18 protein-coding genes and 4 pseudogenes are annotated in these 17,723 nt (G+C 64.7%); 7 read left to right on the top strand and 15 right to left on the bottom strand.

From position 1 onward, the window contains the following. The 6 genes and pseudogenes from B9A11_RS21860 to B9A11_RS16185 all read right to left on the bottom strand — a co-directional run bounded on the left by B9A11_RS21860 (position 1) and on the right by B9A11_RS16185 (position 4,880). A complete protein-coding gene (locus tag B9A11_RS21860) occupies positions 1 to 249 on the bottom strand; it encodes a hypothetical protein (RefSeq protein ID WP_200807302.1) in 249 nt (82 codons plus the stop codon). Positions 250 to 515: 266 nt separating this feature from the next. After that, positions 516 to 1,085, bottom strand: a pseudogene (locus tag B9A11_RS22265) (AMP-binding protein); the annotation flags it as partial. 187 nt (positions 1,086 to 1,272) lie between these two features. Further along, positions 1,273 to 1,620, bottom strand: a pseudogene (locus tag B9A11_RS22610) (AMP-binding protein); the annotation flags it as partial. A gap of 7 nt (positions 1,621 to 1,627) precedes the next feature. Further along, the gene (locus B9A11_RS16175) at positions 1,628 to 2,407 is read right to left on the bottom strand and encodes an enoyl-CoA hydratase-related protein (RefSeq protein WP_058248841.1); all 780 of its coding nucleotides are present in this window, start codon (positions 2,405 to 2,407) and stop codon (positions 1,628 to 1,630) included. 13 nt (positions 2,408 to 2,420) lie between these two features. Next, on the bottom strand, positions 2,421 to 3,626 hold the full coding sequence (locus B9A11_RS16180) for a CaiB/BaiF CoA transferase family protein (protein WP_058248842.1): 1,206 nt from the start codon (positions 3,624 to 3,626) through the stop codon (positions 2,421 to 2,423). Positions 3,627 to 3,965: 339 nt separating this feature from the next. Next, positions 3,966 to 4,880 (bottom strand): acyl-CoA dehydrogenase family protein, encoded by a 915-nt coding sequence (locus B9A11_RS16185; protein WP_058248843.1) that lies wholly within the window; start codon positions 4,878 to 4,880, stop codon positions 3,966 to 3,968. 186 nt (positions 4,881 to 5,066) lie between these two features. Between B9A11_RS16185 and B9A11_RS22275 the strand changes: the two genes are divergently transcribed. From B9A11_RS22275 to B9A11_RS16200, 3 genes are read left to right on the top strand one after another with little or no spacing between them, the layout of a single operon-like run. After that, entirely contained in the window at positions 5,067 to 6,590 is a 1,524-nt protein-coding gene (locus B9A11_RS22275) for a thiolase C-terminal domain-containing protein (RefSeq protein WP_083499916.1), read from the top strand. Next, the gene (locus B9A11_RS16195; protein WP_058248844.1) at positions 6,587 to 7,381 is read left to right on the top strand and encodes an enoyl-CoA hydratase/isomerase family protein; all 795 of its coding nucleotides are present in this window, start codon (positions 6,587 to 6,589) and stop codon (positions 7,379 to 7,381) included. Before B9A11_RS22275 ends, B9A11_RS16195 begins: the two co-directional genes overlap by 4 nt. Before the next feature lie 3 nt (positions 7,382 to 7,384). Next, positions 7,385 to 8,800: an aldehyde dehydrogenase family protein gene (locus tag B9A11_RS16200; RefSeq protein WP_058248845.1), complete on the top strand. Its 1,416-nt coding sequence runs from the start codon at positions 7,385 to 7,387 to the stop codon at positions 8,798 to 8,800. Between the two features lie 37 nt (positions 8,801 to 8,837). Here B9A11_RS16200 and B9A11_RS16205 read toward each other — a convergent pair whose 3' ends face one another. From B9A11_RS16205 to B9A11_RS16220, 4 genes are read right to left on the bottom strand one after another with little or no spacing between them, the layout of a single operon-like run. Continuing rightward, a complete protein-coding gene (locus tag B9A11_RS16205) occupies positions 8,838 to 9,665 on the bottom strand; it encodes a thioesterase family protein (protein WP_058248846.1) in 828 nt (275 codons plus the stop codon). Beyond that, positions 9,662 to 10,048: a Zn-ribbon domain-containing OB-fold protein gene (locus B9A11_RS16210; RefSeq protein WP_058248847.1), complete on the bottom strand. Its 387-nt coding sequence runs from the start codon at positions 10,046 to 10,048 to the stop codon at positions 9,662 to 9,664. Before B9A11_RS16210 ends, B9A11_RS16205 begins: the two co-directional genes overlap by 4 nt. A gap of 55 nt (positions 10,049 to 10,103) precedes the next feature. Further along, the gene (locus B9A11_RS16215; RefSeq protein ID WP_058248848.1) at positions 10,104 to 10,688 is read right to left on the bottom strand and encodes an RNA polymerase factor sigma-54; all 585 of its coding nucleotides are present in this window, start codon (positions 10,686 to 10,688) and stop codon (positions 10,104 to 10,106) included. Then, the gene (locus tag B9A11_RS16220; protein WP_058248849.1) at positions 10,689 to 11,483 is read right to left on the bottom strand and encodes an RNA polymerase factor sigma-54; all 795 of its coding nucleotides are present in this window, start codon (positions 11,481 to 11,483) and stop codon (positions 10,689 to 10,691) included. Positions 11,484 to 11,745: 262 nt separating this feature from the next. Between B9A11_RS16220 and B9A11_RS21875 the strand changes: the two genes are divergently transcribed. From B9A11_RS21875 to B9A11_RS22670, 4 genes and pseudogenes are all read left to right on the top strand, one after another. Further along, positions 11,746 to 12,387, top strand: coding sequence for a transcriptional regulator (locus tag B9A11_RS21875; RefSeq protein ID WP_058248850.1), 642 nt, complete (start codon positions 11,746 to 11,748; stop codon positions 12,385 to 12,387). After that, on the top strand, positions 12,326 to 12,688 hold the full coding sequence (locus B9A11_RS21880) for a sigma 54-interacting transcriptional regulator (protein ID WP_058248851.1): 363 nt from the start codon (positions 12,326 to 12,328) through the stop codon (positions 12,686 to 12,688). The genes B9A11_RS21875 and B9A11_RS21880 overlap by 62 nt, the downstream gene beginning before the upstream one ends. A 12-nt stretch (positions 12,689 to 12,700) precedes the next feature. Further along, positions 12,701 to 12,889 (top strand): annotated as a pseudogene (locus tag B9A11_RS22665) (AAA-type ATPase lid domain-containing protein); the annotation flags it as partial. 105 nt (positions 12,890 to 12,994) lie between these two features. After that, entirely contained in the window at positions 12,995 to 13,123 is a 129-nt protein-coding gene (locus tag B9A11_RS22670) for a helix-turn-helix domain-containing protein (RefSeq protein WP_442478182.1), read from the top strand. Here B9A11_RS22670 and B9A11_RS16230 read toward each other — a convergent pair. The 5 genes and pseudogenes from B9A11_RS16230 to B9A11_RS16250 form a co-directional block, all read right to left on the bottom strand. Next, positions 13,120 to 13,350 (bottom strand): tautomerase family protein, encoded by a 231-nt coding sequence (locus tag B9A11_RS16230; RefSeq protein ID WP_058248853.1) that lies wholly within the window; start codon positions 13,348 to 13,350, stop codon positions 13,120 to 13,122. The two genes, B9A11_RS22670 and B9A11_RS16230, sit on opposite strands and share 4 nt — an antisense overlap. A gap of 61 nt (positions 13,351 to 13,411) precedes the next feature. After that, the gene (locus B9A11_RS16235) at positions 13,412 to 14,419 is read right to left on the bottom strand and encodes a phosphotransferase family protein (protein WP_058248854.1); all 1,008 of its coding nucleotides are present in this window, start codon (positions 14,417 to 14,419) and stop codon (positions 13,412 to 13,414) included. Next, entirely contained in the window at positions 14,416 to 15,624 is a 1,209-nt protein-coding gene (locus B9A11_RS16240; protein WP_058248855.1) for an acyl-CoA dehydrogenase family protein, read from the bottom strand. Before B9A11_RS16240 ends, B9A11_RS16235 begins: the two co-directional genes overlap by 4 nt. A gap of 47 nt (positions 15,625 to 15,671) precedes the next feature. Beyond that, positions 15,672 to 16,396: pseudogene (locus tag B9A11_RS16245) on the bottom strand (SDR family NAD(P)-dependent oxidoreductase). A gap of 138 nt (positions 16,397 to 16,534) precedes the next feature. Next, complete coding sequence (locus tag B9A11_RS16250; RefSeq protein WP_083499918.1) at positions 16,535 to 17,722, bottom strand: acyl-CoA dehydrogenase family protein; 1,188 nt, start codon at positions 17,720 to 17,722, stop codon at positions 16,535 to 16,537. Between the last annotated feature and the right edge of the window lies 1 nt (position 17,723).

Raw genomic sequence — 17,723 nt, forward strand, 5'->3', positions numbered from 1 at the left:
TTAGACTGCCTCTTTTTCTACATAGTGCACCGGCCGGGGGGTCAGCTCGCCGCGTTTGACCATCTCGGTCAGCTCTCGTTTCAGGATTTTGCCGCTGGCGGTCAGCGGCAGCGCGTCAACGGCCAGGAACCATTCGGGCATGTCGAACTTGGACAGGCCGTCCTGCGCCAGATGGGCCAGCATCTCTTCGCCTGACAGCGTGCCGATGATGGCAAGACAGACCTTTTCCCCAAGGCGGTCGTCCGGCACGCCAAACGCCGCTGCCTTTCAACGCCGTCGTGGGTCAAGGCGTGGCTTTCGATCTGGCTGGGATAGATGTTGTGGCCGCTGCGGATGATCAGATCCTTGATGCGCCCTTCGATCCGCAGATTGCCCTGCGCGTCGAACGCACCCAGTTCCCCCGACAGCAGGTAGCCATGGCTGTTAAAGGTGCCCTCGGTGGCGGCCTGATTGGCGAAATAGCCCGGCATCATCGCCGCCCCGCGCCCGCCGATATTGCCCGAAGCGCCTTGCGGCAGCTCCTGATCCGGGTCCTCGGGGTTCCAGATCTTGACCTCGTAGGCGGGACCGCCACGCCCGCAGGTGCCGATCCAAACCTCTTTGGAATCAGACGGATGGGTGTATTGATGCGAAGAACACTCGGTCATCCCGTAGACATTCTGCGGCGTGATCCCTTGGGCGACAAAGCCTTGCGCGACCACTTCGGGAATGGGCGAGCCAGCGATGTAGAACGTCTCGACCTGCCCCAGCCGCTCCAGCCCCGCACGGCGCTGTTCGGACAGGATGTCCATGGCGTGGGTCGGCACGCCCAGCACATAGGTCGCGCCGGTTTCGACGATCCACTGCATGGGCGTCATGCCTGCGGGCGGATCGTTCGTCACCAGCAGCCCGCCGCAGACCAGCCACTGCGCCACCGCAACGCACGCGATATGGTGCGACAGCGGCGACAGCGTCAGGATACACGAGGTTTCCGACAGCCCCCAATCGCGCGCCAGATCGCGGGCGTTGGCCAGCAGCGTGTTGCAGCTGTGCATGACGCATTTCGGCGTGCCCGTGGTGCCGCTGGTAAAGGCCAGATAGACCACGCTGTCGGGGTTTTTGATGCGGCGCGTGATCGACGCCCATGATGTGACGCGGAAAGGTCTCCGGCGTGTAGGCCTGTTTGACAAAGGGCAGCGCGCCGACCATCGCGTCAAAGTCCTGACGGTCGCGATCCGCGCCCCAGCCCGGTTCGGTGACGATGGCGCGCGCTTGCAGCTCGGTCAGCAGATCGACGATCTCGGCGCAGGTATAGGACCGGTGCAGCGACGGGTTGCAGGCGATCCCCTCGCGCGAGCAGGCAAGAAAGGTGATGACCGCCTCGGCGCGGTTCGACATCCAGATGGAAATGCGATCCCCGGCGGTGATCCCCGCCTCGTGCAGACTGTCGGCCATGGCGTCGACGCGCGCCTTCAGGCACTGCCAGTCCAGGATCACACGCCCGTCGCGCAGGGCTTTGTCGGTGGGGCGGGCCTCGGCCTGCTGGGCCATGAGGCTGTAAAAGGTGTCGCCCGCCCAAAGCCCTTGGTCATAGAACCGCTGGGCCGAGGCCGGATCGTGCAAGGTCAGAAACGGTTTCATAAGCGCCTCACTGGCCGAATTTGCTGGGGTCGGGCTGGCGCCGTTCGTTAAAGGCTTGGTTCAGCTCCTTGTGTTCCTCGGTGCCAAGATATTGCGACAGCAGCAGGTCATGGGTGACGCGCGACAGCCCGCCAACGCCGCCGTGCCGCGCTTTGAACGCCCCCTTGATCGACGCCAGCGCAAAGGCGCCGCGGTCCGCGATCTCTAGCGCGAATTCTCGTTTCTTTTCCGCCAGTTGATCGTCCTGCGCGATGCGGTTGATCAGGCCGATGTCCTTGGCATACTGCGCCGTCATCTTGGGGTTGGCGTACCAGATTTCCTTGGCCAGCTTCTTGCCCACGAGGTCTTCGAGGTACCAAGTGCCATAGCCTGCATCAAAGCTGCCCATCATCGGGCCGACCTGCCGGAAAATGGCGCTTTCCTTAGCAATCGTCACGTCGCACACCATCTGAAGCACGTTGCCGCCGCCCACCGCAAAGCCGTTCACGCTCGCGATCACCGGCTTTTGCAGCTTGTCGATGGCCTCGTACATCTCCAGCGTCGGCAGGGTGCCCGCATAAAGCTTGGTCTTTTCCATGCCGTCCTTTTGCCCGCCGATGCAAAAGAACTTGTCCCCCGCCCCGGTCAGCACCACCACGCGGGTGCGCGTCTCGCGGCGGATGGCCTCGATGCAGTCGCGGATCTCGTGACACATGGTTTCGGTGAACATGTTGCCGTTGTCCGGGCGGTTCAGGGTGATGGTCCCTACGGGGCCGTCTTCGTGATAAAGGATTTCGCTGTAGGACATTGATCTTGCTCCGTTACTCGGCGGCGCGCAGGCGGCCGAGAATGTCGCCGGTGTCGGCGCCAAGAACAGGCGGCGCGGTGCGCGCCACGCTGGTGCGGCGGTCGATGGTGATGCCAAGGCCGATCTGCGGGACGGTGCGCGCGCCTTCCTCGATGGCGTAGAACAGCCCCCGCTGTTGCAAGGCAGCGTCGCCCGCCACCTCGTCGATGCGGTTGATCGGCCCCGCGGGGACACGGGCGCGCCCCAGCAGCGTCAGCCATTCATCGCGCGAACGGGTCACGAGGACCTCCTGGATACGCGCCAAAATCGCCTCGCGGTGGACCCGGCGATCGGCGTTGCTGGCAAACTCGGGCCGCGCGGCATAGTCCGGATCGCCCACCGCCTCCCAGAACCGCGCCCAGATCCCGTCGTTCCCTAGACCCAGCGTCATGGGCAGATCGGCGGTCTCGAACGGCTGGTAGATGGCGATCACGCTGTCGGTGCCCCCAGAGCGCGCCGGCACCTCGCCCGAGCCCAGATAGGGCGAAATCCGGCAAGCCAGAAAGCGCGTCATGCTCTCGACCAGACTGACGTCGATCAAGTGCCCCTGCCCGCTGCGCGCCCGGTCAAAAAGCGCCGCCATACAGGCCATCGCCGCGTCCTGCCCCGCCAGCATATCCGCCGCCGGGGTGCCGATCTTTTGCGGCCCGCTGTCCGCCGCGCCGGTGATGTCCATCACCCCCGAATGGCCTTCGGCGATCAGGTCGTAGCAAGTCAGCTCGGCGCGATCCCCCTCCAGCCCGAAACCAGTGATCGAAACAAAGACATTGTCCTCGCGGATCGCCCGCAGGCTGTCGTAATCCATCCCCAGCTTCCTTTGCACCGAAGGTGGCTGGTTGGTCACAAACACATCCGCCGAGGCGATCAGCCCCTCGAAATCCGCCCGCCCCTGTGGGCTGCGCGCATCCAGCACAACGCTGCGTTTGTTGCGGTTAACAGCTGTGAACCACAGCGACTGCGCGTCCAGGAACGGCGGCCCCCAGGCGCGGGCATCATCGCCATGCGCCCGCTCGACCTTGATGACCCCGGCGCCAAAATCGCCCAGCAGCTGCGTCGCATAGGGCCCCGCCACCGACGTGGTCACATCCACCACCCGGATGCCGTCAAACATCCCAAAAGGCTGGCCGCCGCGCAAAACCGGCAGCGCGTGATAAGGCAGGGTGTCAGGGGCTTTACTCATGGCAGACGTCCTCGAATTTGCTTTGCCAGACAAACCGCAAATCCCATGCCAACCCGCACAGCGCACACACCCCGCGCAAAAACTGTCCACACCAAAGACAAAAGCCGCCAAGCGCCCATTCGCGCCCCGCGGCCCTGTCTTCTTCTCTTTCAAAATATCCCGGGGGAGGCCCAACGGGCCGGGGGCAGCGCCCCCTCCATCTTTAAGTGCCTCGCCTCCGGCGAGAGGGCAGCGCCCCCTCCATCGTTAAGTGCCTCGCCTCCGGCGAGAGGGCAGCGCCCCCTCCATCTTTAAGCACCTCACCTCCAGCGAGAGGGCAGCGCTCCCACTTCCCTCAGATCAAGCCGCCCCGCGCCCCATGGCCCGCAGCCCCGTCTTGCCGTGGTGACGGTCGGCCACCTTGTACCCCAGCGCATCCTCGGCGATCAGCACCTTTTGCACATTCGCCGTGCCTTCGCCGGTGAACATCAAATCGGCGTAGCGGCGATACTTGGCGATCCCCAAAGCCTTGGCCCCGATCACCGCGCGCCCGCCTTGCAGCGCCCGCATGATGATCTTGAACCCCTGCCCCTCTTCGCCCAGGCGGTTCTCGACCGGCACGGTAAAGTCATCGAGGTAAATCGCACTGACCCGGAACGTGTCCGACAGGCCCACGTCGATGGGCTGCGCGGTAAAGCCGGGGTACTTCTTTGGCTCGACGATAAAGGCCGTCACCCCGCGTGCGCCCGCATCCGGGTCGGTCTTGGCCAGCAGGATGCCCACGTCACATTCATCGCCCAGCGTCGCCCACATCTTGGAGCCGTTGAGCTTGTAGACATCGCCCTCGCGCCGGGCCGTGGTCTTCATCGCGCCCGCCGCATCAGAGCCGCCGCCCGCCTCGGTCAGGGCCATCATGCCCACGGTCTTGCCCGCCAGCAAATCCGGCACGTATTTGGCGATCTGCTCCGGCGTGCCGCCCAGGTAGATACAGGCCGGGCAGTTGCCGCCATTCTGGTTAAAGCCGCCATAGCGCACATCCATCCGCGCGATTTCCTCGATGATGACTGCGGCGGCCAGATAGCCCATGTCGCTGCCTCCGACGCTCTCGGGGAAGGTCGCGCCGTAATAGCCCGCCTCGCCCGCCTTGCGGATCAGATCGCGCGGCAGCTCGCGGCGCGACTCATAGCCGTCCATCACCGGCATCACTTCGGTTTCCATGAAACGGCGGATCGACTCGCGCACGGCGGGGATCTCTTCGGGCAGCATTTCATCCATGTGATCTCTTCCCTCTTTACATCCTTGCGCCCCGGCGGGGCCTCGCCCCCTACCTAGCAAGCCCCGTGCCAAAGCGCCGCGCCGCGGCAAGTGCCCGGATTGCCAGCGGTTTGGCAGCGGTTTCGCAGCGGTTTGGCACACAAAGTGCGGCGATGGCGGCAAACCCGACCAAGCCGAGGGACACCCATGAGTTTACGAAATCGCGCCGTCATCGTCGGCGTCGGAGAAAGCGACATTGGCCGCCTGACGCATATGACCGGCCTTGGGCTGAACGCGCAGGCCGCCCGCCGCGCCATCGCCGACGCGGGCCTGAAACACACCCAGATCGACGGCCTGCTGACCGCCTACTCCTTTACCGAACCGTATTTCATGCTGGGCTCGGTCTTGGCCGAATACCTTGGGATCGTGCCCACCTATGGCGGCTCGATCATCACTGGGGGCGCGTCGCCCACCACGATGCTGTCGCACGCGGCGCAGGCGGTGGAAACCGGCATGGCCGAGGTGGTCTTGGTCTGCGCCGGGGAAAATCGCGCCACGGGCATGTCGCGCGACGAAGCGGTGGGCGCGCTGATCGCCGTGGGGCATCCCTATTTTGAGGCCCCGTATGGTGTCGGCATCCCCTCGCTCTACGGGCTGGTCGCCAACGCCTATATGGCGAAATACGGCACCACGCGCGCGCAGATGGCGGCAGTGGCGGCGAACACCCGCGGCAATGCGCTAAAGCACCCCAACGCCCATATGAAAACGCCGCTGACGGTGCAGGAGGTGCTGGACTCCAAGCCCATTTCCGACCCGCTGAACATGTACGACTGTTGCCTGATCTCGGATGCGGGCGGCGCCTTTGTGGTCACCACGCCCGAGCGCGCAAAGGATTTGCCGGGCAAACCCATCTACCTCGCAGGCATCGGCGAGGCGCACACGCATGAGCATCTGACGAGCGCGCCCAGCCTCACCGAATTCGGAGCCGAACTCTCTGGCCGGAAAGCCTATGACATGGCGGGGCTGGGGCCGTCCGACATCGACGTGGCGATGCTGTATGACTGTTTCTCCATCGTGCCGATCATCGAGATGGAGGAGTTGGGTCTGGCCGAACGCGGCGCGGGCGGGGCCTTTTTCGCCGAAGGGCACGCGGCGATCGGGGGCAAACTGCCGATCAACACCCATGGCGGGATGCTCAGCCATGCGCACGCCGGTGCCGTGGGCGGCTTGATGGGCATCATCGAGGCCGTCCGCCAGCTGCGCAATGAGGCAGGCGACCGCCAGACCGCCAATGCCACCACCGCCCTTGTGCATGGCGAAGGCGGCATCCTGTCGTCCCATTGCACCGCCACCGACATTGTCAACTTTTGCTGCCTGAGCGGCGATTTCAACGGCGTGCACGCCGACCACGAATACTGCAAATCGACGCCCTTTGGCGAACCCATCGCCCATGCGCCCTTGGTCTATGCGATCATGGGCGGGCTGACCTATGCCAGCGGCATCAACGACGGCACCCTGCTGGCGGTTCTCGGGATCGACGGCTGGCGGATGCACGGCCCGGTGAAACACGGCGACACGCTGTTCATGCGCCAAACGGTCGAGGAAACCCGCGAGCCCTCCAAGCCCAACCGGGGCATCGTCGCCTTTAAGCGCGAGTTTGTGAACCAGCGCGGCGAGGCGGTCCAGAGCATGAAAGCCACCTTTATGTACAAACGAAAGGCCGCGGCATGAGCGACACCGAAGAGCTGCTGTTCGACGTCAGCAATGGCGTCGCCACAATCACCATCAACCGCCCCGACAAGCGCAATTCCTTTCACGACGACATGGTGCGCCAGTGGGTCGCCTGGCTGGACGAGTGCAAGACACGCGGCGACGTGCAGGCCATCGTCTTTACCGGGACCGAGGGGTCTTTTTCCGCAGGCGGCGACACCTCCCGGTTCAAGGGCAAGTCCGAGCAGACACCGTTAGAGGCCAAGGCGGGCATGACCGCCAACACGCAATCGCTTGCCCGCAAGGTCGCCGAGATCGACAAGCCGATCATCGCCGCGATCAACGGTATGGCGGTGGGCGGGGGGCTTGACCTTGCGTTGATGTGTGACGTGCGGGTCATGTCCAGCGGCGCGCGGGTGGCCGAAACCTACGCCAAGATGGGGCTGATCCCCGGCGTGGGCGGCGCGTGGTTCCTGCCCCGCATCATCGGAGAGGCCGCAGCCCTCGACATGTTCTGGATCTGCCACTGGGTCGACGCCCGCGAGGCGTTGCAGCTGGGGCTGGTCAACCGCGTCTTCCCCGAGGACAGCTTTGCCGCCGAGGCCCGCGCCTATGCCGAGCAGATCGCCGCCGCCGCCCCGCTGTCGGTGCGGTTCATCAAGCGGATGGTCAAAGGCGCGCGGGACACCGACCTGCACAGCCACCTTGACGCGCTCAGCTCGCACATTGCGCTGGTGCGCACCAGCAACGACCACAAAGAGGCGGTCGCGGCCTTCAAAGAAAAGCGCACGCCCACCTTTACCGGGACCTGAGACATGCAGCATTTCGGACAGTTCTACATTGATGGCGCTTGGGTCGATCCCATCGCGCAGACGCGGTTCACACTTGTGAACCCCGCCACCGAAGAGCCCTACGGCACCGTTGCCCTTGGCACCCCCGCTGATGTGGACCGCGCAGTTCAGGCGGCCTTGAAGGTGCTGCCTGACTTTGCGGCCCAATCGCGCGAGGATCGCATCGCGCTGCTGGAAGGGATCATCGAGGTTTACGTCGCGCGCCAAGACGATCTGATGCAGGCGCTGACCCTGGAAATGGGCGCGCCTTGCCGCCTGACCCAGCAGACCGCGGCGGGGCTCAATGCCTTGAAACAGGCGGTGAAAACCCTGCGCGAGTACGCGTTCGAAACCGACATGGGCAGCTATATCCTGCAACGCGAGGCGATTGGCGTCGCCGGGCTGATCACGCCTTGGAACTGGCCGGTGCAGCTGATCTGCAACAAGCTGGCCTCGGCCTTTGCCGCCGGCTGCCCCGTGGTGCTGAAACCGTCGGAATTCACGCCGGTCAGCGCGCTGGTCATGGCCGAAATCCTGCATGAGGCGGGCGTGCCTGCGGGGGCGTTCAACCTGATCAACGGCGACGGGCCGGGGGTGGGCAACGCCATTTCCAAACATGACGACATCGCGGTGGTGTCCTTTACCGGATCGACCCGCGCCGGTGTCTTGGTGGCGCAGGCCGCCGCGCCCTCGGTCAAGCGGGTGACCCAAGAGCTGGGCGGCAAATCCGCCAACCTGATCCTGCCGGACGGCGATGTGCAGGCCGCTGCCGAGTACAACGTCACGCGCGGCTATTCCAACTCTGGCCAGTCATGCCATTCGCCCACGCGCATCCTTGTGCCCGAAGCCAAACTCGAAGAGCTGGTGGGCCATCTGCAAACCGCCGTGGCCAAGCACATCACGGTGGGCGATCCTACGGCGCCGGAAACGACCCACGGCCCGGTGGTCAACCGCGCCCAGTTCGACCGCATCCAAGCCTACATCCAGTCGGCCCTGGACGAAGGCGCGCGGCTGGTCTGCGGCGGCCTCGGGCGGCCCGACGGCCTCGCCAAGGGGTTTTTCATCCGTCCGACGATCTTTGTGGTCACGCCGGAGACGACCATCGCGCGCGAAGAGATTTTCGGCATGGTGACCTCTGTCCTGACCTACAAAACGGACGAAGAGGCGATCGCGCTGGCCAATGACACCGAATACGGGCTGGGGGCTTATGTCTTTGGCGCGGACAAGGCGGCGGATTTGGACATATGTCGCCGGATGAAGGCGGGGCGCGTGTTCTACAACGGCGCGGCCGCCATCACCGAAGCGCCCATGGGCGGCTACAAAAAGTCCGGCAACGGGCGCGAGATGGGCGAATTCGGGATGGAGGAATACCTGGAGATCAAGGCGATCATCGGCTTTTAAGCGGGGGTTAAAGGCGGGGCTTTAGGGCCCCGTTGCCCTATACCGGGTCCACCTTGCCCATCACGATGTCGGGCAGCGCACAGGCCCGCCGGGTGCGCATATCCACCGTCACCAAGGACTGATCCGAAGCGGCGCGGACCGCCCCCGTCCCATCGGTAAAGCAATGTCGCACCACGAGGTTCTTGCCCTCGGCGCGGATGATCCGCGCGGTGCTGCGCAGCCGTGTGCCGACCCCGATGGCGTCCAGCATCGTCACCCGCGATTCCACCCCCATGCGCGAAATCTGCGTCTTGGCGACATAGGCGGGGGTAAAGCCCATCTCGGCCAGCCGTTCGTTCGTCGCCGCCGCAACACGCCCCATCAGCCGGTCGGGGCAAAGCGCGCCGGTGTGGTCGACCTCGAACGGCTGGACAAAGCCGTGCTCGATCACCTTGAACCCTGCGGTATCCGGGGCGTCCTTGGGGTGCGGCGTCGCCTTTAACCCGCGCGGCAGGGCCAGTTTTACCTGCTCTGACGTGACCTGCGGCAAGGCGTGCGCGAGGCGGCCCGGCGTTTCCAGCGCGGTGGCAGCCAGACGCCCTTCGGAACACAAAAGATGCACCAAAGCCCCCGCCAAAGGCCCGTCGGCCAGCACGCCAGAGCGAATTTCCACCGGCGCGGTCTGCACCAATTCGCGGTGAAAGCGGGTCAGCTGGCAATAGGGCATCCCCGGCGACGCCCCCGCCATATCGCAGGCCACAAAGCTCGCCAGACGAAAGACGCGCATGTAGTGGCGCGCATTCCAATGGTCGTTGTGATCACACTCCCACGCTTCGACGCGGGTGTGGAAGGTGGGGACACCAAGGGCGCTGATCGGATCGCTCATGCGCGGGCAAAGACCGGCAGTGTGTCACCGTTCACGTTGGCCTCAAACGCCACCGTGACCGTGTCGCCAATCGCCACGTCCAAGGCATCCGCCCCGGTGAGCGTGGCAATCATGCGCGGGCCTTCCTCGACGAGGATCGAGGCGACCACATAAGGCACCTTGTCGCGATAGGCGGGCAAAGGCGCGCGCCGCACGATGGTGAAACTCTCGACGGTACCCTTGCCGCTGCTGGGCTCAAAGCTCAGATTGGCCTCCCAGCAGGTGGCGCAATGGTGGCGCGGCGGGTGCTGGACCGCGCCGCAATCGGCACAGGTCTGAAAGACCAGACGGCCCTCTTGGGCGGCGGCAAAATAGCGGGCGGAATCGCCGTTGGCGAGGCTCATGTGACTCTCCTGTCTCGTTCGCCTTGACCCCAGCAATTGCCGTGCCGAAAGGCGTCTATGCCGGGCAAAGCTGGGCCTCCAGCTTGGCGGCCTTGTACTGACGCCGCCGCACCGAAGACGACGGCAGCCCCAGCATCTCGGGGTATTTGGCCACGGTTCGGCGGGCAATTTCAACACCTTCGCCCTGCAAAGCGGCCATGATCGCGTCGTCCGACAGCACTTTGGCCGGGGATTCGCCCGCGATCATCTGACGGATGCGCACGCGGATGCTTTCGGTGGACACCTCGGCGGGGCCATCGGTCGCCAGCCCGTTGGAAAAGAAATAGCGCAGCTCGAACAGGCCCCGGTTGGTCATCAGGTGCTTGTCCGCAATGGCGCGGCACACGGTCGAGCGGTGCATCCCCAGCGCGTCGGCCACATCGCCCTGACACAGCGGTTTGATGTGCTCGGCCCCATGCGCGAAAAAGGCCTGCTGGCGTTTGACGATCTCGGTGGCGACGCGCAGCAAGGTGTTGGCGCGCTGGTCCAGATTGCGCACCAGCCAGTTGGCGTCCTTCATGCAGTCGGTGACAAAGCGGGTTTCCTCTTCGCCGCGCGCGCCCTTGCGCATTCGCGCGTAATACTCGCGGTTGACCAGCACCTAGGGCAAGAGCGCGGTGTTGAGCGCCACGGTAAAGCTGCCGTCCTCGGCGCGGCTGACCTGTACGTCGGGCATGGCGGGCAGCACCGCGTCGCTGTCAAAGGCAAGGCCCGGACGCGGGTCCACCTGCCGCAGCTGCTGCGCGAGGGCGGCGGCCTCTGCCAAGGGCACGCCGCAGGCCTTGGCTAGCGCGGGCAGATCGTGACGGGCGAGCAGCGCGAGGTTGTCCAGCAGCGCCATCATCGGCTTGGTGGCCTGACCGCGCTCGGCCAGTTGCAGGAACAGACATTCGGCCAGATCGCGCGCGCCGACGCCTGTGGGCTCAAAGCCCTGCACCTGCGCCAGCACGATGTCCACGCGGGTCTCGGGGATGCCAAGCGCATCGGCGATGTCGTCCAGATCGCGGCGCAGGTAGCCGTCGGGTTCGATGGATTCGACGATCTCGGTGGCGATAATCTTGTCCACCTGACCGTGGACCGACAGGTCGACCTGCCGCAACAGATGTTCGCGCAAGGTCACCGATTGCGCCGCCGTCTCTTCGATCCCCGGCAGGTCAGAGGCCGCCGGGGCGCGCCCCTCAACCGCCAGCGCACTGGCGCGCGCCGTGGCCGGTTTGGGGCGGGACAGCGGTTCGGGCAGGACCACCTCGATCATCGGGTTTCGGTCCTGCTGGTCCTTGAGATAGTCGCATAGCTCGAATTGGCCGTATTTCAGCAGCTTGATCGACTGGATGACGCGCGGCGTGATCGCCATGCTTTGCCGCGTCTGCGCAATCAGGTTCGGTCTCAGTTCCATTGTGGTGCCCTCCCGTTTCGGCGCGCCGATTGTGGCTCGGCTGTCGCCTGAGAGGGACGGTAACACCTTGTTAAGGGAATCGCGTATCAGGGCAAAACTATGCACGCGATAGCGACACCCTTTGCCTGAAACTGTGTGTTTGGCGGACAACTGAGGTGTGTCAAAAACAAGGTGTCAGCGACGCGCACACCCTGACGGGGAAATCGGCGCTTTTGGCGGGCAAAGCCCGACAGCGGGCCGTGCAACAGGGGAGGGTCCCACAATGCTGGACGATATCAAGGACTCGAAATTCGCGGGTATCAAGGGGATCTTGCTGACCGACGACCGGGGCAAGGTGCAGGCCGCCATGGGCCAGGGCGAAGATCGCCGGGTGCGCACCATGGCGGGCAACCGCGCCTGGCTCCAGGAGGCGGCCGAGCGGCGCATCACGCCCTTGCTGCTGAACGACGCGCAATTCGCCGCGCTGGTGACGCAGGTGCAGGGCGGCTATCTGGTGGTGCTGTCCGAGCCGCCCAGCGACACGGTCCTGGATTTCATCCTCAAGGTCGATTTCGCCTATGACATCCTCAACCACATCCTGTCCGATCCCTATGACGCCATGGCGGTGGTCGATGATCAGGAACGGCTGGCCTATATCTCTCCGGTGCATGAAAAGTTCTTTGGGGTGCAGTCGGGCGACGGGGTGGGCCGCAAGATCCGCGACGTGATCGAGAACACGCGCCTGCATCATGTGGTGCGCACCGGAGTGGCCGAAGTGGGCCAGATCCACCGGATGCGCGGCAAGGACCGCGTCGTCTCGCGCCATCCGATCCTGCATGACGGCAAGATCGTCGGGGCGGCTGGTGACGGTCAACGCCGCCGCCCTGCCCGAGAGCCTCGTGGAATCCGAGCTTTTCGGCTATGAGGCAGGCTCGTTCACCGGGGCCGACCGCAAGGGCCGCGCGGGCAAGTTCGAGCAGGCCGACAAGGGGACGATCTTTCTTGATGAAATCGGGGACATGCCGCTGGAGGTCCAGTCGAAACTGCTGCGCGTGCTCCAAGACCGCATCATCGAGCGCGTCGGCGGCGAAAAGCCCAAGCGGGTGGATTTCCGCATGGTGTCCGCCACCAACCGCGACCTTGAAGCCTTTATCGAGCAGGATCGCTTTCGTCTGGACCTGTTCTACCGGATCAGCCCGGTGGTGATCCACATGCCCACGCTCTAAGAGCGGCAGGAGGACATCCCGCTGCTGCTGCACCATTTCGTCACCGACATGGCCAAGCACTACAACCGCCCCGCCCCCGAGATCGAGGTCAACGTGGCCGATTTCCTGATGGAGCAGCGCTGGCCCGGCAACGTGCGCCAGCTGCGGCACATGGTCGAGCGGGCGATGGTCTTTGCCGACGATGGGCGGCTCAAGGTCGAGGATTTCCAGCGCGGGTCGGGCTTTGGCGCGCGCAAGGCGCCTGCGCAGCCCGCCCCTGCCCCGGCGGCGACGGCGGGCGCGACGCTCAAGGATTCGCTGGACGCGCTGGAGATCAAGCTGATCAACGACGCGATCATCCGCTTTAAGGGCAACAAGAAGAAGGCGGCCGAGCATCTGGGCGTGTCCCGGTCCTACCTCTACAAGAAGCTCGAAGCGATGGACGAGGCGGGTTAGACCGCCGCGTAGCCCGGTTTCTTGAACAGCGTGTCGGGCTGGGCGGCGATGTCCGGCTCGAACACCTCTTTCATCCAGTCCTTGGGGTCCACGTCCTCGATGGCGACGGAAATGGTGCTGTCCGCCACGCCGATGGTGTTGGACAGCGCCAGCGCGATACGCTCGGCCAGCCGCGTCTTGTCGGCGTCGCTGCGGCCTGCGGCCATCTTTACGATCACATGGGGCATTGTGCGGGTCTCCCTTTTGTTAGCGCTAGACCTCGCACTTTTGATGCCACACGGGGCGCGTTCAGCGCGCCTTGGCGATGACCTCCAGCCCGCGGCGGGCGAACTTGGCCCCCATGCCTTCGGGGGGATGGGCGGCGGCGGCGGTGCCCGCCTTGACCCGGTCGGCGATGCCCACCCAGATCACGGCGAACCGGAACAGCGCAAAGGCGATATGGAACGGCGTCAGCGCCGCCATACCGGGGCTGGCGGCCATGTAACGCGCGACGAAATCGCCCTCGGACGGCAGGTTCATCGCGCCGTGATCCAGCCCGAGGATGCCGCCGTATTCATCGGGCGAGCTGTGCCACGCCATGCAGCAATAGCCCAGGTCGGCCAGCGGGTGGCCAAGAGTCGACAGCTCCCAGTCGAGGATCGCGACGACGCGCGGCTCGGTCGGGTGGAACAGCACGTTGCCCATGCGGTAATCGCCATGCGCGAGGCTGACGCGCCCGTCATCGGGCGGCTGGTTCGCCACCAGCCAATCGCGCAATTCGTCCAGCTCGGGGATCGGATCGTGCGGGCTGTCCTCCCACTGGCGGGACCAGCGGTTGATCTGCCGTTCAAAGTAGTTGCCGGGCTTGCCGTAGTCCCCCAGCCCCACGTCGGCGGGATTGACGGCGTGCATCTGCGCCATGGCGTCCGCCAGCCCCATCCACAGGGCGGGGCGCTCGGCGGGGTCGGCACCTGTCAGGGCACCATCGGGAAAGACCCGCCCCTCGACCCGGTCCATTAGGTAAAACGGCGTGCCCAGCACCTCTGCGTCGTCGCAAAACACGATGGGCCGCGGCACCGGCACACCTGTGGGATGCAAGGCGGACAGCACGCGATACTCGCGGTCCACGGCGTGCGCGCCGCGCAGGATGTCGCCGTTGGGCTGCTTGCGCAGGACCATGCGGGCGTCGCCATAGGTCACGAAATAGGTCGGGTTCGACTGGCCCCCGGCGATCCGGTCGATCTGCATCGCAGCCTTGTGCCCGAAATGCCCGGTCAGAAAGCTGTCCAGCCGCGCGGGATCGAAATCGAGGCTCATTCCATGACGTCCCATTTCCAGAAATCGCGCCCCTCTTTTTCGACGTTGCGGTGCAGGACCATCTTGTGGACCTCATCCGCCCCATCGACGAGCCGCGCCTGCCGCGCGTAGCGGTAAATCCACTCCAGCGGCGTGTCCTTGGAATAGCCGCGCGCGCCGTTGATCTGGATCGCCACGTCCGCCGCCTTGTGCAAGACATTGGCCACATGGACCTTGGCCATGGACACCTCCTTGCGGGCAAAGCCGCCGCGCTCCAGCTCCCACGCGGCTTTCATGACCAGCAGGCGGCCAATCTCGATCTGCATGGCGATGTCGCCCATCATCATCTGGACGCTCTCGCGTTTCGACAGACGCTCGCCAAAGGCAAAGCGGTTGTGGCTGTATTCGCTGGCAATCTCCACGCAGCGTTTCGCCAGCCCCAGCCAGCGCATACAATGCGTCAGCCGCGCCGGTCCAAGGCGGATCTGCGTCAGCTTGAGCCCGTCGCCTTCCTGCATTAGCAGGTTCTCGGCGGGGATTTCCATGTCTTCGTAGACGACTTCGCAATGCCCGCCGTGCTCTTCGGGCCCCATGATCGGGATGCGCCGGTCGATGCGGAACCCCGGCGTGTCGCGCCGATGCAAGAAGGCCGATAGCCCCTTGCGCGGGTCATCCGAGGTGCGGGCGATCAGGATGAAATGCTCGGACTCTTCGGCCCCGGTGATGAACCACTTGCGCCCCCGAACGATGTATTTGTCGCCCTCCTTGCGGGCATTGGTCAGCATCATCCCGCCAGGATCAGAACCGGACCCCGGCGCGGGCTCGGTCATCACAAAGGCCGACTGCACGTCGCCGCGCACGATGGGTTGCAGCCACTGCTCCTTCTGCGCGGGCGTGCCGATCTTTTCCAGGACCTGCATATTGCCGTCATCGGGCGCAGCCGAGTTGAACACGCAAGGCCCAAAGATGGATCGGTTCATCTCCTCGTAGCAAACCGCCATGCCCATCAGGCCCAGCTCCTGCCCGCCGGTTTCCTTTTTCAGCTGAAGACACCACAGCCCCTCGGCCTTGGCCTTTTCGCGCAGGTGATCCAGTACGTCCTTACGGATGTTTTCATGCGCGTCATAGTTGGCGCGGTCGGCCTCGAGCGGGATGATCTCGTCTTCGACGAAGCGCGCGATGCGGGCGCGGTAATCCTCGATCCGGGGGGAGATTTTGAAATCCATTTCAAGCCCTCATGTAGCAAAGCGATAGGGTGACCATTGTTTTCCTCCTAGAGGGACGAGACGAGATGACCGCCGTCCACGACGATCTCGGTTCCCGTCATAAAAGCGCTATCGTCGGATGCGAGCAACAGCAGCGGTCCGGTCAGATGCGCCATCTGGCCCAAACGACGCTGCGGAACACGCTTGATCAGGGCTTGACCGGCCGGGGTGGCAAAGAACGCGCGGTTCAGGTCGGTTTCGATATAGCCGGGGCCAGCGCGTTGACCCGGATGCCGTGGCGCGCCCATTCCAGCGCGAGGCTTTTGGTCAGTTGCACGACGCCTGCCTTGGCGGTGGCATAGGCGCTGAGGTTGCCCGCGACGCGCAGGCCAAGGATCGAGGCGATGTTGATGATCGTGCCGGGTTTGCCCGCCTGGGTCAGAGCTTGCCCCGCCGCTTGCGCCACGCGGAAGACCCCGCTGAGGTCGGTGTTGATGACCCAGTTCCAGTCGCCCTCGGCGGTCTTCAGCGCGGGGCCGTCATAGGTGACGCCAGCGTTGTTGACGATGATGTCATAGGGCTGGTCAAAGGCGGCCTGCACGCTGGCGGCGTCGGTGACGTCCATCTGGATGGTGCGCCCCGTGCCGATTTCAGTTACCAGAGCCTCCAGCCGATCCACGCGGCGGGCGGCGCAGGTGACATGCGCACCCTGCCCCGCCAGAACGCGGGCGAAATGCGCGCCGAGGCCACTGGACGCCCCGGTGACAAGAGCGGTTTTGCCTTGGAGTTTCATTAATTATCTTTCCCTCTTACTGCCCGCTTTCGACAACAGGGTCAGCCGACCGCGGGTGGCGCAAACGCGCCGCCCATGGGGGCGGTCGGCGCGTGGCCAATCTGCGATTGGCTCGATTTTCCAATTTGAAGCGACCGCTCAATATGACTTGGGCAGTTCAAGCACCCGCTCGGCGATGAACGACATGATCAGCTCGCGGGTCACGGGCGCGATGCGGGGCAGCATGATCTCGCGAAAGTAGCGCTCGACGTGGTATTCCTTGGCGTAGCCAAAGCCGCCATGAGTGCGCACCGCGCGGTCGCAGGCGTCAAACGCGGCATCGGCGGCGAGGAACTTGGCGCTGTTCGCCTCGGCCCCGCAGGACTTGCCGCCATCATATAGACGCGCCGCGTGCCAGACCATCAGGTCGGCGGCCTCCAGCGCCATCCAGCTTTGCGCCAAGGGGTGCTGGATCGACTGGTTCTGGCCGATGGGCCGGCCAAAGACCACACGTTCGTTGGCGTAATTCGCCGCCGCTTCCAGCGCGCGGCGGCCCACGCCGATGGCCTCGGCGGCGACCAGAACGCGCTCGGGGTTCAGACTGTCCAGCAACAGCTTAAAGCCCGCGCCCTCTTCGCCGATACGGTCTTCTTCGGGGATTTCCAGCCCGTCGATAAAGATGGAATTCGAGTTCACCGCCGCGCGGCCCATTTTCTCGATCGGGGTGACGGTGATCTTGGCGCGGTCAAAGTCGGTGTAGAACAGCGTCATCCCGTCGATGGGTCGCTTGCAGTCCTCGATGGGCGTGGTGCGGGTCAACAGCAGGATCTTGTGCGCCTGCTGCGCTGTCGAGGTCCAGACCTTTTGGCCGTGCACGATATAGCGGTCGCCCTGCTTGACGGCGCGGGTGGTGATATGGGTCGTGTCCAGCCCCGCGTCCGGTTCGGTCACGCCGAAACAGGCGATGTGCTTTCCCTCGACCAAGGGCGGGATCATCCGGTCTTTTTGCTCTTTGGTGCCGTGTTTGACCATGGCATGAGGGCCAAAGAGGTTGATGTGAATGCTGGAACACGCCGCCATCGCCCCCGCCGAATTGCCGATCAGCTGCATCAGCAGCGCCGCGTCAGTCACGCCAAGGTTCGCGCCGCCGTACTCCTCGGGCATGGTGATGCCCAGCCAGCCGGCCTGCGCCATCGCTTGGTGGAATTCGTGGGGGAATTCGGCCTTGCGTTCCTTTTCCAGCCACCAGTCGTCGTCAAAGCGGTCACACAGCGCGCGCACGCTGTCGGCGATTTGCATACGCTCTTCGGTGGCGATGATGCCTGCGGGAAGGTCGGGTTTTTTCATG

The organism is Tropicibacter naphthalenivorans (assembly GCF_900176475.1).
Classification (GTDB): domain Bacteria; phylum Pseudomonadota; class Alphaproteobacteria; order Rhodobacterales; family Rhodobacteraceae; genus Tropicibacter; species Tropicibacter naphthalenivorans.